10 protein-coding genes are annotated in these 13474 nt (G+C 66.1%); 6 read left to right on the top strand and 4 right to left on the bottom strand.

Annotated elements, in window-relative coordinates; genetic code table 11:
* Window positions 1-202 precede the first annotated feature (202 nt).
* Window positions 203-1006, top strand: a complete 804-nt coding sequence (locus tag FS787_RS12135; protein ID WP_144672671.1) for an ABC transporter ATP-binding protein — start codon at window positions 203-205, stop codon at window positions 1004-1006.
* Window positions 1006-1788 carry an ABC transporter permease gene (locus tag FS787_RS12130; RefSeq protein ID WP_144672670.1) on the top strand — a complete coding sequence of 261 codons (783 nt, stop codon included), beginning with the start codon at window positions 1006-1008 and terminating at the stop codon, window positions 1786-1788. Before FS787_RS12135 ends, FS787_RS12130 begins: the two co-directional genes overlap by 1 nt.
* A gap of 151 nt (window positions 1789-1939) precedes the next feature.
* On the opposite strand, the gene FS787_RS12125 is transcribed toward FS787_RS12130, so the two are convergent.
* Entirely contained in the window at window positions 1940-3352 is a 1413-nt protein-coding gene (locus FS787_RS12125) for an MFS transporter (protein ID WP_144672669.1), read from the bottom strand.
* A gap of 142 nt (window positions 3353-3494) precedes the next feature.
* Here FS787_RS12125 and FS787_RS12120 point away from each other — a divergent pair, with 142 nt between their 5' ends.
* A complete protein-coding gene (locus FS787_RS12120) occupies window positions 3495-4376 on the top strand; it encodes a hydroxymethylpyrimidine/phosphomethylpyrimidine kinase (RefSeq protein WP_144672668.1) in 882 nt (293 codons plus the stop codon).
* 142 nt (window positions 4377-4518) lie between these two features.
* Here the strand turns inward: FS787_RS12120 and FS787_RS12115 are convergent, their stop codons facing one another.
* Window positions 4519-5793: a serpin family protein gene (locus FS787_RS12115; RefSeq protein WP_144672667.1), complete on the bottom strand. Its 1275-nt coding sequence runs from the start codon at window positions 5791-5793 to the stop codon at window positions 4519-4521.
* Between the two features lie 236 nt (window positions 5794-6029).
* Window positions 6030-7778 (bottom strand): pyruvate dehydrogenase, encoded by a 1749-nt coding sequence (locus FS787_RS12110; RefSeq protein WP_144672666.1) that lies wholly within the window; start codon window positions 7776-7778, stop codon window positions 6030-6032.
* 219 nt (window positions 7779-7997) lie between these two features.
* Here FS787_RS12110 and FS787_RS12105 point away from each other — a divergent pair, with 219 nt between their 5' ends.
* On the top strand, window positions 7998-8432 hold the full coding sequence (locus tag FS787_RS12105; RefSeq protein WP_144672665.1) for a hypothetical protein: 435 nt from the start codon (window positions 7998-8000) through the stop codon (window positions 8430-8432).
* Window positions 8433-8468: 36 nt separating this feature from the next.
* Here the strand turns inward: FS787_RS12105 and FS787_RS12100 are convergent, their stop codons facing one another.
* Entirely contained in the window at window positions 8469-9980 is a 1512-nt protein-coding gene (locus tag FS787_RS12100; protein WP_144672664.1) for a helix-turn-helix transcriptional regulator, read from the bottom strand.
* 142 nt (window positions 9981-10122) lie between these two features.
* Here FS787_RS12100 and aceA point away from each other — a divergent pair, with 142 nt between their 5' ends.
* The gene (gene aceA, locus FS787_RS12095; protein WP_144672663.1) at window positions 10123-11436 is read left to right on the top strand and encodes an isocitrate lyase; all 1314 of its coding nucleotides are present in this window, start codon (window positions 10123-10125) and stop codon (window positions 11434-11436) included.
* Between the two features lie 255 nt (window positions 11437-11691).
* Window positions 11692-13356, top strand: a complete 1665-nt coding sequence (gene aceB / locus FS787_RS12090; protein WP_144672662.1) for a malate synthase A — start codon at window positions 11692-11694, stop codon at window positions 13354-13356.
* The last annotated feature ends 118 nt before the right edge of the window (window positions 13357-13474 follow it).

Here is a 13474-nt window from a genome sequence, read left to right as displayed (position 1 = left end):
CCCGGATCCTCATGGAGGACAACACGGCGGCCGGCTGTATTAGCACTGGATGGTTCCTGGCGGGCTGGCCGCGGGAACCGTCTTCCATTCTCTCACCCCGCGCAGGCACACGAACCGGCTGCCGCCAGAACCCGAACCCGTCCTCGGCCGGCTGTGAATACCCGCTCTGTGAACGCTCCGGGCGTGGTGGCAGGATGGGGCCATGGAGGAGACCCATCCTGCCACCGCAGTTTCCACGCGCGCCCTCGTCAAGCGGTACCGCGACGTCACCGCCGTCGACTCGCTGAACCTCGACGTCCGCCGCGGAGAAATTTACGGATTCCTTGGCAGGAACGGGGCGGGAAAGACCACCACAATCCGTATGTTGCTCGGTCTGATCCGACCGAGCGGCGGAGAAGTAACCGTACTCGGCCAGCGCATGGTCCCCGGTGAGACGAACATGTTCTCGCGCGTCGGATTCCTTGTCGAGACGGCCACCGCCTACCCCAACCTCACTGTGCGCGAAAACCTCGACATTCAGCGCCGCCTCACCGGCTCACCGCCGGGGTCGGTGGAGGACTCGATCACGCTGCTCCGCCTGGGCCCGTACGCCGGGCGGCGCGCCGGGCAGCTCTCGCTCGGCAACAAGCAGCGCCTCTCGCTCGCCCGCGCGCTGCTGCACTCCCCCGAACTGCTGGTGCTCGACGAGCCCGCCAACGGCCTCGACCCGGCCGGCATCGTCGAGATCCGCGATCTCCTTCGCTCACTCGCCGGCGAACGCGGCGTCACCGTCTTTATGTCGAGCCACATCCTTGCCGAGGTGGCCCATCTTGCCGACCGTATCGGCATCATCCACAACGGCCGCCTCATCGAGGAGTCGTCGCGCGAGGACCTCGCGGCGAAGGCACGCTCCTTCGCCGCCGACGCCTACACCCCGGAAGAACGCGAACAGGCGCTGCTGACGCTGGACCTGGAGCGGTATTTCCTCGCGCGCACGGGCGAGGCAGCCAAGGGTCCGGTGGCCTGATGTTCGGCCAGGTTCTCGCCACCGAATTCATGAAGCTCCACCGTGCCAAGGCGACCTGGGCCACCCTGGCGGTGCTCGCGATGATGCCGCTCGGCATAGCGCTGTTCATGTGGATCGTGCGCGAGCCAGGGCGGGCGGCCCAGCTGGGGCTTGTAGGCACCAAAGCGAGCCTCGCTGGCCTCGAGGCAACGTGGCCCGAATACTTCTACATGCTCACCCTGATCTTTGGCATTGGCGGGATGCTCCTGCTGGCGTTCATCGTCGCCTACTTGTTCGGCCGGGAGTACAGCGACGCCACCGCCAAGAACATGCTCGCGCTGCCCGTGGCCCGTCACTGGTTCGCCGTCGCCAAGCTTGCGGTCGCGGCTGTGTGGTGGATGGCCCTCATCGTCCTCGTCCTCGCCGAGGCGATGGCGATCGGATTTGCGATGGGGCTGCCGAAATTCTCTGCCGAGCTGGCAGCTACCGGCCTGGCAAACGTGCTGCTCGCAGCGTCGATATCCTTCCTGCTCGCTCCCGTGGTTGCCTGGATCGCCGTGTTGAGCCGCGGTGAGGTGGCCCCCATTGCCTTCTCCCTTGTGATGCTCGCCCTGGGAAACCTGTTCGGCAGAACCGGCTGGGCCGAGTGGTTCCCCTACTCGATCGTCCCGCTGCTGATCGGAATGGTGGCGGACCCGGTCGACACGCTCACGGCCGGCAGCTACGTGGTGCTGGCGGGGACGTTCATGGCAGGCACCACCGCGACGATCCTGCAGTTGCGGTTCGCAGACAACGCCCAGTAGCTCCCGCTGAACGGCAGCAGCCCAGCAGCAGCGCCGCCCCGGCACCGCCCGCATTAACGACGACGGCGGGCCGCCGGCTCCCGGAACGTGCGTTCCGTAGCCGGCCAACCCGCCGTCGTAAGCGCCGCCCGTTCGCGAGCGGCCGGTGGCCCTAGCGGCGCGAGGCGTCGACGAGGTCCTTGTCGTCGTCCAGGCGACCGTCGCCCGGGGAAACCGGGGAAACCGCGGGCGCCCAGGCGTGGCCCTGTTCGTGGTCCAAGTGCGTGGACTTCTTGTTCTTCAGCGCGAAGATGTAAACGAGCAGCGAAATGCCGATGCCCACAGTGATGTAGGTGAAGAAGACTTCCACCTGACCGGCTTTCTGGAACGCCGCCCCCACCAGTGGCGTGGTGCCGCCGAATAGCGAGTTGGCAATGGCGTAGCCGAGGCCAACGCCGAGGGCACGAATGGAGGCCGGGAACAGTTCGGCCTTCACAAGGGCGTTGATCGACGTATAGCCGCCGACAATGAGTAGGCCGCCCATCATGAGCAGGAACGCGGTGAACGGGTCCTTGGTCCCGGCCAGCGCGGACAGCAGCGGCCAGGTCAGCAGCACGCCGCTGATTCCAAACCAGAGCAGCAGCGGCCTACGGCCAACGCGGTCCGAAATCATGCCGTATATCGGCTGCAGGAGCATGAAGATGAACAGTGCCCAGAAGCTGATAACGGAGGTGCTTTCTTTGGGAATACCGCTCGTGTTCTGCATGAAAGACAGCGTGAAGTTGGTATAGGTGTAGAACGCCATCGTGCCGCCCAACGTGACGCCGATGCAGATCAGCAGGGACTTCCAGTGTTGTGTGAACAGCAGCTTCAAGGTTCCCGGCTGGGCTTCACCTCCGGCCGCCCCGGCCTTGGCGGCGGCAGCCTGCTCCACAGAGATTGTTTCCTCCATGGACCGGCGGATCCAGAAGACCACGAGCGCAGCAACGCCGCCGATTGCGAACGGAATCCGCCAGCCCCATTCACTCAGGACGTCCTTGCCGAGGGTCTGCTCCAGGACAACGAGCACCAGCAACGCCAACATCTGCCCGCCGATGAGGGTGACGTACTGGAAACTGGAGAAAAAGCCGCGGCGCTTGGCGGTAGCGGCTTCTGACATGTACGTGGCACTCGTACCGTACTCTCCGCCGACTGAGAACCCCTGCAGCAGTCGGATGAGTACTAGAAGGACCAAAGCCCAGATGCCGATGACATCTTTGGTGGGGAGGAGGGCAATCGCGAAGGAGCCTGCCGACATCATGGTGACACTCAGTGTCAGCGCGGCCTTCCGGCCGTTGCGGTCCGCGTAGCGACCAAAGAACCACGCTCCAATCGGGCGCATCAGGAACGTAACGGCGAAAACGGCCATCGCTTCCAGATTGCTCTGCAGCGGGTCCTTGGAGCTGAAGAAGTGGACGGCAAAGTAGGCGGAGAATGCCGTGTAGATATAGACGTCGAACCACTCAACGAGATTGCCGGCGGAGCCTTTGAGAATATTGCTTACGGCTCGTCTGGTCTGTGCCGATTCGGACAGCTGGGTGCTCATCAATGAACCTTCCTGGATCCGGCGCCGCAAGAAAGCAACACCGTCCGCCACCTTATTAGCGGTGATCCGGAACACTTGCGTTTTGTTCATATTGGTCATCCGCACAATGCGGGCGGTTTTCCGGTAGTGGCAGGATGGGACCATGACTTCCACCGCCTCTGACTCCGCCGCCTTGGCGGCCCCCGCCCACAACGACGCCGCGGCCGGTCCCGCCGTCGCCCTGACCATCGCCGGCTCCGAAGCGACCGGCGGCGCCGGCGCGCAGGCCGATCTGAAGACCTTCCAGGAGCTGGGCGTGTTCGGCATCGCCAACTTGACCTGCATCGTGTCCTTCGATCCGCAGGACAACTGGAACCACCGCTTCGTCCCGGTCGACCAGCAGGTCATCGCCCACCAGCTGGAGGCAACGACGGCGGCCTACGGTGCCGCGTCCGGCGCACCGTCGGTTCTGGACACCGTGAAGATCGGCATGCTGGGCAGTCCGGCGACGATTTCCACCGTCGCCGAGGCGCTGGCCCGCTCCGCCTTCGAGAATGTGGTCCTGGATCCGGTGCTGATCTGCAAGGGCCAGGAGCCCGGCCACGCACTGGACACGGACCAGGCCCTTAAAGCGCAGATCCTGCCGCTGGCCACGTTCGTGACACCGAACCATTTCGAGGCAGAGTCCCTCTCCGGACTTGAAATCACCGACCTCGAATCGCTCAAGGCCGCCGCGGTCCGGATCCACGAGCTCAGCGGTGCCGCGGTGCTCGCCAAGGGCGGCGTGCGCCTGGCCGGGCCGGACGCCGTCGACGTCTACTACGACGGCGAGACGCTGGAGGTCCTGTCCGCCCCGAAGGTGGGCGACGTGGCGGTGTCCGGTGCCGGCTGCTCGCTGGCGGCCGCCGTGACCGCCGAGCTGGCCAAGGGTGCGACGCCGCTCGAGGCTGCCCGGACGGCCAAGACGTTTGTGACCGCGGGAATCCGCAACCGGGTGGCCTCGGGCGCGCCGTTCGACGCGCTCTGGCAGGGCGGCCCGCGCTAACCCTCATCCCTCCCCCAGTCGCTCCCTCAGGTCTGGCAGCTACCGTCCGGGCGCTCCCTCAGGTCTGGCAGGTGCTGTACGGACGCCCCCGCACGTGCTGAGGCAGCGTTGGGTTTTTCCCTGCAGAATCTGAGGGAGCGTCTCAAGATGAGCGGGGATCGGACACCCTGCCCATAAATAGGGGCAGCCCGGTCTCGGCATGGATGATTTCGTACTGAAACGGCCGGTCAAAATGGATCACCGTCGTCGCTGCCACGCCGCTGACGGCCCGCGCGTTGATCTGGGTCACGGCAGCGGCAACCGTGCCTTTCTCCGCCACTGTGATCGTGGCGGACTGCCCTGCCGCTTGGATCTTGAGGCCGCGCTGGATTGCGTTGAAGTCGGTCTCGGTGTGGAGCATTTCCTGCAGGCCCAGGTCAGTGAAGACTTTACGCAGTTCAAAGTCGTTCTTGTGGTCCCACCGTGGCAAGAAGATCTGCACGGGAGCCGGGGCGGCGGCGTCAAGGGCCAGGGCGGCGTCGGCGGCTTCCTGCGGTCCGGGCATGGAGGCCCCGGCATCCGGCAGCACGAGCCGCATCACGAACCCCTCGGCATAGGGCAGCTCCGCCGCCTGCCAGCCTGCACTCTGGGCGAAGGCAAGGTCCTGAACGCCCGACATGGTGGGGACGGAAACCTGCCCGCCGTCGGGCGTGGTGAAGGGCAGATCGGCGGTGTCGGCCGGGTCGAAGGGGACCTTCCACGCCGAGGCGAAGTACACGGCGTTGAGCACGCTGAACGTGTCTCTACGGTCATACTTCGCGGGCCCTCTCTTGATCCGTCCGCCGGTGTTCTGGTTCACCCAAGCGTCGATCGCCGGTTTGGTGGCCGCCTCATCCTGGAAGTCCACCGGGTACACACCGGTTCCGTAAAAGCGGGCCAGGGACTGCAGATAGCCCTCCCCCGTAGGCTCGCCCTTGTCCACGAACAAGCCGTTTGCCGTGTGCAGGACCGGCCGGCGCGGAGGGTTCTTTTCATCCACCGAGCCGGGGTCGCCGTCGAAGGTTTCCAAGGATGCCAACAGCGCGTTCAGGGCTTCGTCGCGATGCTCCGCGGGGAGGCCCAGCACGCTGTCCATCTCGGCAGCGGTTGGGCCGGATGCGCCGGCCCGCAGCAAGGCCAGGGCGATCAGCAGGCTGCCCGGGGACGAAACCACGTTTCCGTTTCCGGCATTCCCGCCGTCTGCCAGAAGCGCGGCGCCCAGCATCCGCGCCGACGCCCTAAGCTGGGCAAACTCGGCCGGGTAGGCGGACCCTTCCGCCGAAACGCGCTCGACGCCGTCGGCCTTCAACATCGCCGGCGGCGAAGAGGAACAGGCCGTCAAGGCCAGCACAATGGCCGCACCCGCGGCGACGAACCGCGCCGAGATCCTCTGTTTCATCGCGCCCCCGAGACCCGCACAACAGCGATAGTGGAAGGGCGGGGATCCGCCTAGGGCCAGTCAACCAGCGGGCCCGGAAAAGAGCGACCACGCACAGGTTACGATTTGACGCCGATTGTTGAGGGTGCCGCCCGACCGTTTCGACGGTTCCCTGCCCGTTCGACGCATCCCGCCGTCGAACGCGCACGGAACCGTCGAATCGGAGGCGGACCCGGCGAGGACCGTGGGACCGGCTGTCAGCGTCGCGGGATGTTGCGCAGGTTGCTCCGCGCCATGCTGACGGCCTCGCCGGTGCCGCGGTTGAGGACCACCTTGGACATCGCCGTCGCGAAGCCCAGGACCTGGGCGCCCTTGATCTTCGGCGGGAGGGACAGCGCCTTGGGGTCCGTGATGAGCTCCACGAGCGACGGTCCGGGGTGCGCGAAGGCTTCCCGGTACGCGGCCTCGATGCGGGACGGGTCGGTGACGCGGACCGCGTGGAAGCCGAGGGCGCGGGCCACCGCGGCATAGTTGGCGTCGGGCACGTCCACACCGAAGTCCGGGAGCCCGTCCACCAGCATCTCCAGCTTGACCATACCCAGGGTGGAGTTGTTGAACACCACCACGTTGACCGGGAGCCGGTGCGCGGCAACGGTGATCAGCTCCCCCAGCAGCATCGACAGTCCGCCGTCGCCCGAGACCGACACCACCTGGCGTCCGGGGTAAGCCAGTTGGGCGCCGATCGCATGGGGAAGCGCGTTCGCCATGGAACCATGCAGGTAGGACCCGATCAGCCGCCGGGTTCCCAGCGGATTGATGTACCGGGCGGTCCAGACATTGCACATGCCCGTGTCCGCGGTGAAGATCGCGTCTTTCGCCGCCACCTGGTCAAGCACCGACGCCGCGTATTCGGGGTGGATCGGCTCTTTGGTTTCCACTTTGCGCGTGTAGGCGCCGACGGCCTTGTTCATCAGCCGGTCGTGCTTCTTAAGCATCGCATCGAGGAAGCGGCGGCTTTTCTTCGGCTGGATCAAGGGCATCAGGGCCGCGAGGGTGGGCAGCACGTCGCCGTGGACCGCGACGTCGACGTCGGTCCGGCGGCCCAGTTTCTGCGCGGCCCGGTCCACCTGCGCCGTGCGGGTTCCCGGCAGGAACTGGTCGTAGGGGAAATCCGTGCCGAGCAGGATCAGCAGATCGGCGTCCTCGATCCCCTCGGCGGCTGCGCCGTAGCCCAGCAGCCCCGTCATGCCGATGTCATAGGGGTTGTCGTACTGCATAAAGTCCTTGCCGCGAAGCGAATGCCCGATCGGGGCGTTCACGGCTTCCGCCAGTGCAATGACCTCGCCGTGCGCCCCCTCGACGCCGGCACCGGCGAAGATCGCCACCTTGTCCGCAGCGTTGATGGCCTCGGCCAGTTCCCGAACGCTGGCGGGGTCCGGCACCAGCACCGCCGGGCGGAACGCTGCGGGGGCAGGGGTTGGAGCTGCCGCCTCCAGGTCCGCGATGTCACCGGGAAGGGTCACGACGGCGACGCCCCGGAGGGCGACAGCGTGCTGGATGGCGCTGTGCATGACCCTCGGGGCCTGTTCGGCGGTGCTGATCAGCTCTGAGTACACCGAACACTCGTTGAAGAGGCGGTCCGGGTGGGTTTCCTGGAAGAAACTGCTGCCGATTTGTTTGCTGGGTATGTGCGAGGCGATGGCCAGCACCGGGGCTCCGGAGCGGTTGGCGTCATACAGTCCGTTGATCAGGTGCAGGTTCCCCGGCCCGCAAGAGCCGGCGCACACCGCCAGACGGCCGGTCAGCTGCGCCTCCGCCGCGGCCGCAAACGCCGCGGCCTCCTCATGCCGGACGTGAATCCAGTCGATCCCGCCCTTGGCGGCACCACCCGTCTTCCGGACGGCGTCCACAATCGGGTTGAGACTGTCGCCGACAATCCCGTAGATCCGTTGTACGCCGGCGGCTTGAAGTTGTTCGATGAGCTGGGTCGCAAGTTCCTTGGCCATGGGTGCACGCTCCCGCGAGGTGGGTCGATGAACTGACACTGGCCAATATAGTCCGCCCGCCGTTGGCGCGGGTTCCAAGGGTGAAGGGTGGCAGCGTCCTGCAGGTCGCCCGGAGGGGGCCGTTTTCCACATACGGCTGGCGCACCATTGAGGCCCTGGGTTCCCACTCGTAGCGTTTTCGGTAGGCAGTCCGCCGCACTTCCACCGTAAGGATCGATCTTGGCCAAGAAATCCCGCCGTCGGCCGGCGAGGCGAAGCACCAGCGGGTACCAGGCCGGGAAATCGGGCAGACCTGTTTCCCGTGCGCCACGCCACGACCAAGCCATGGGTTCCCTGATCGCATTTGTGGGTTGGCATCGCGAACACGGGATCTTGCCGGAACTTCCCGTTCTGGCACAGTTGACAGCATTCCTCCCGATTTATACCGAAACCACCGGCGGACAAGTAACCGCAATGGACCCCGTACCCATAGCCAGGTTCGTCGAGGCGCTCGATAAACGTAATGCCGACTTCGCATCCTTTTTCTGCGCCTCCCTTCATGAATACCTGCGTTTCCTCACGGACACGGGTCGCTGGTCCGGGAGCGAAGTACGCTATCGGGATTTGCACCGCGTCGTGTGTCGGGGGGCACTCGGGGAAAATATTCCGCCGTAGAGCAGTGAGCCTGCAAAGGGCGAAACGCGAGTCAACTCAGTTCCCGGAGTGTGCCTGCAGGAAGGAGTAAACCTCGGTCTCGTCCACGCCGGGGAAGGCACCCGGCGGCATCGCGGCCAGCAGATGCGAATGCGCCCGCGCCGAGGGCCAGGCGTTTCCGGCCCACTCGGCGGTCAGGGCGACCGGCGGCCGCCGGCAGCAGCTCTCGTCGGGGCAGGTGGATTTGGACCGCTCCGTGGTGTCGCGGCCGCGGAACCACTTGACCTGCGCATACGGCACGCCAACGGAGAGCGAGAACTCGCCGTTGGCCGAGCGCTCGGTCCGCGCCGTACACCAGTAGGTCCCCGCCGGGGTGTCCGTGTACTGGTTGTAGGCGCTGAACTTGTCCGGCACGTCGAACACCACCCGGGACGTCCAGTTCTTGCACGACGGCTGGCCCTCAATGGCGCCGGTGTGGTCCTGCGGGAACGTCACGCCGTCGTTCTCGTACGCCTTGTAGATGATGCCGCTCTTATGCGTCTTCTGGAAGTGCGTGCGGATGTCCAGGTGCTGGGTGGCGAGGTTGGTGAAGCGGTGCGCGGCCGTCTCGTAGGACACGGCGAAGGCGTCGCGGATGTCCTCCACCGCAATTTCCTTCGCCTGTTTGGCTCTCTGCAGGAATTCCACCGTGGCCTGCTCCGGCAGCATGAGCGCGGCGGCGAAGTAGTTCGTGGCCACGCGCTGCATCAGGAAATCACCGTAGTTGGTGGGGGTCTGGTGGCCCAGGACGTAGTGGCCCAGCGCCTGCAGCAGCACCGACCGGGGGTCGTGGTCGCTCCGTGCGTTCTGCGTGAGATAAATCCGGCGGTTCTTCAGATCGGTCACCGAGCGGGTGGAGTGCGGCAGGTCGCCCACGTGGTGGAGGCTGAACCCGAGGTGCCCGGCGATGTCCGCGATGACATGGTGGGACAGCGGGCCGCTCGTGTGCCCCACGGACGCCAGGACCTTCTGGGCCTCGGCCTCGTACTCCGGAAAATAGTTGTTCCGTTCACGCATCATCGCGCGCAGTTCGCCGTTCGCGCGGCGGGCCTCTTCCGGCGTCGCGACCTGCTCGTTGAGCCGGCGCTCCAGCTCGTGCTGCAGCCCCACCATGGACTCGAGCACATCCATCGGAAGCCGCGAGCTGATGCGGATCTTGGGCAGGTTCAGGGACTCGTAAATGGGGCTGCGCTGGTAGCGTTCCAACTCGATTTCAAGGGCTGCCCTGCGGTTGGGCGGCTCCGCACCAAGAAGCTCGTCGATGCTCACGCCGAGGGCCGCCGCCAGCTGCTGGAGCAGGCCCAGCTTCGGCTCGCGTTTGCCGTTCTCGATCAGGCTCAGCTGGCTGGGAGCAGTTCCCACCGTGGCGCTGAGGTCATCGAGCGTGAGCCCGGCGGCTTTGCGGAGGTGGCGGACGCGGCGGCCCATGCTGATGACGTCCACCTCCGGACCGGCCGGTGCGGAGGGCGAGGAGACGGGGCGGTTCCAGCTGGTTGAGTGCATTTCTTGAGAATACGCGAAGAAGTGCATTTCTTTCCATACTTTTGGTCTAGAAACTCCTTGGAAAGTAAAGAAAAGTAGATCTCACGGAAAGATTCACCATCCGGGAACAACCAGCCAGGACGTGCAGAGAAGCAGACTGGCCGGCCCGGACCCCACCAAGGAGACAACAATGACTGCAGCATTTGAGCCCACCCAGACGCCCGAACAGCAGGCCGCCGCACTGGAGCTCGAGTGGGCTGCCAACCCGCGCTGGGAAGGTGTCACCCGGGACTACAAGGCCTCCGACGTCGTCCGCCTCCGCGGCCGCGTCTCCGAGGAGCACACCCTGGCCCGCCGCGGTTCCGAGAAGCTGTGGAAGCAGCTCACCGAAGAGCACCAGGAAGGCAAGTACACCAACGCCCTCGGCGCCCTCACCGGCAACCAGGCCGTGCAGCAGGTCAAGGCCGGCCTCCGCGCCATCTACCTTTCCGGCTGGCAGGTCGCCGCCGACGCCAACAACTCCGGCCACACCTACCCGGACCAGTCCCTGTACCCGGCCAACTCGGTGCCCACCGTGGTCCGCCGCATCAACAACGCCCTGCTCCGCGCCGACCAGATCGAGTTCTCCGAGGGCGTCCAGACCGTCGAGGACTGGATGGTCCCGATCGTCGCCGATGCCGAGGCCGGCTTCGGCGGCCCGCTCAACGCCTACGAGCTCATGAAGTCCATGATCCAGGCCGGCGCCTCGGGCGTGCACTGGGAAGACCAGCTCGCCTCGGAGAAGAAGTGCGGCCATCTCGGCGGCAAGGTCCTCATCCCCAGCCAGCAGCACGTCCGCACCCTGAACGCCGCCCGCCTGGCAGCCGACGTTGCCGGCACGCCGTCGGTCATCATCGCCCGCACCGACGCCGAAGCAGCCACGCTGATCACGTCCGACGTCGACGAGCGGGACCAGGAATTCATCACCGGCGAGCGCACGGCGGAGGGCTTCTACAAGGTCCGCAACGGGATCGAACCGTGCATCGCCCGCGCCAAGGCCTACGCCCCGTACTCCGACCTCATCTGGATGGAGACGGGCACCCCGGACCTGGAGCTGGCCCGCAAGTTCGCCGAAGCCGTCAAGGCCGAGTTCCCGGACCAGATGCTCTCCTACAACTGCTCCCCGTCGTTCAACTGGAAGAAGCACCTCGACGACGCCACGATCGCCAAGTTCCAGCGCGAACTCGGCGCCATGGGCTTCACCTTCCAGTTCATCACCCTGGCCGGCTTCCACGCCCTGAACTACTCGATGTTCGACCTTGCCCACGGCTACGCCCGTGAAGGCATGAGCGCCTACGTCGAGCTGCAGGAGAAGGAATTCGCCTCAGAATCCCGCGGCTACACCGCCACCAAGCACCAGCGCGAAGTCGGCACCGGCTACTTCGACGACATCGCCACCGCGCTCAACCCGAACGCATCCACCCTGGCCCTGGTGGGATCCACCGAAGAAGGCCAGTTCCACTAGTCCCCAGCCCGCCCCAGGTGAGCGGTTGATTCCGCTCACCCGAAGGCACGACGGCGGCCGGCACCCATGGTGCCGATGCCACCGGGGGCCGGGAAAGGTGATCCGGAAGCGTGCGTAAAAGGGGCCCTGTCCCCGCCCGGCCGAGCTCAGCGAGGCCCACGGCGGGGACGGGGAATAGCACGCGGAGGATTGCCTTTTTCGGCCCCAAACCGCACCCCGCCGTCGAACATTTGCTTCTCCGAGGAGAGATTTGAAATGAACAGCTTCACTGACAACTTCACCATCAACGGGGTTACGTTGACTGCCCAGCCCATTTGCCGGCAGAGCGAGGTCCTGACTCCCGACGCGCTGGCCTTCGTGGCCAAGCTGCACAAGGCGACCGCGGGACGAAGGCTGGAGCTGTTGCAGGCCCGCCGGGACCGCCGCCAGCAGATCGGCAAGGGCCAGGACCCGCGGTTCCTTCGAGAGACCGAGTCCGTCCGCAACGACCCGAACTGGCGCGTTGCTCCCCCGGCCCCGGGCCTGACCGACCGCCGCGTGGAGATCACCGGCCCGGTGGATAGGAAGATGACCATCAACGCGCTGAACTCCGGCGCCAAGGTGTGGCTCGCGGACATGGAGGACTCCTCCACCCCGTCGTGGCGCAACGTCATCCAGGGCCAGCTCAACCTCACGGATGCGCTGGAGCGCCGGATCGACTTCGTCTCGCCCGAGGGCAAGGAGTACAAGCTCCGCGCCGCCGAGGAGCTGCCCACCATCGTGGTCCGGCCCCGCGGCTGGCACCTGCCCGAAAAGCACATGCTCATTGACGGGACGCCGGTCGCCGGCGGAATTGTGGACTTCGGCCTGTACTTCTTCCACAACGCCCGCCGCCTGATCGCCCAGGGCAAGGGCCCGTACTTCTACCTGCCCAAGATCGAAAACCACCTCGAGGCCCGGCTGTGGAACGACATCTTCGTCCTCGCCCAGGACCTGCTGGGCATCCCGCAGGGCACCATCCGCGCCACCGTGCTGATCGAAACCATCACCGCCGCGTTCGAAATGGAGGAGATCCTCTACGAACTGCGTGACCACGCCGCGGGCCTGAACGCCGGACGCTGGGACTACATCTTCTCCCTGATCAAGAACTTCCGCACCCGCGGACCGCGCTTCGTCCTGCCGGACCGCAGCCAGGTGACCATGACGCAGCCGTTTATGCGCGCCTACACCGAACAGCTGGTCCGGGCCTGCCACAAGCGCGGCGCCATGGCGATCGGCGGCATGGCCGCGGCTGTCCCCAACCGCAAGGACCCGGAGGCCAACGCGATCGCCATCGAGAAGGTCCGCGCGGACAAGACCCGCGAGGCGAACGACGGCTTCGACGGCTCCTGGGTGGCGCACCCGGACCTGGTGCCAGTCTGCCGCGAGGTGTTTGACGCCGTGCTCGGTGACCGCCCGAACCAGCTGGGCCGCCTCCGCGAGGACGTCACCCCGGACGACCGTGCGTTGCTGGACATCGCCTCGACCACCGGCACCATCACCGAACAGGGCGTCCGGAACAACATCGAGGTGGGCATCCGCTACATCGAGTCCTGGCTCCGCGGCAACGGCGCCGTCGCCATCCACAACCTCATGGAGGACGCCGCCACCGCGGAAATCTCTCGCTCGCAGCTGTGGCAGTGGATCTTCTCCCGGGCCATCACGGACCAGGGCGACGTCATCACCCGCGACTGGGTCGAGGACATGCTGGACGAGGAGTTCGCCAAGCTGGAACGCTTCGAAGGTGACCGCTTCGCCGATGCACGGGACATCTTCGAGGAGGTCACGCTCACTCCGGCGTTCCCGGCGTTCCTGACGCTTCCGGCCTACGACCGGTTCCTGCATGAAGCGCGCGACGGCGGCGAGATCCTCCGCGAGGACCCGGCGCTCATCCCCGCCTAAGGCCGGTCCGGGAGGACCGGACCCTACGGAATTCCGTTCGCTGGGCTGCCATGCCCTTCGCAACAGGCACCCCGAGATCCGGGGCGGCGGCCCGGCGACGGAAAACCCTCTGAATCGA

The sequence above is a fragment of the Arthrobacter sp. U41 genome, from assembly GCF_007679325.1.
Taxonomy (GTDB): domain Bacteria; phylum Actinomycetota; class Actinomycetes; order Actinomycetales; family Micrococcaceae; genus Arthrobacter.
Note: the sequence above shows the minus strand (reverse complement) of the source record. Positions and strands in the feature narration are given on the sequence as shown.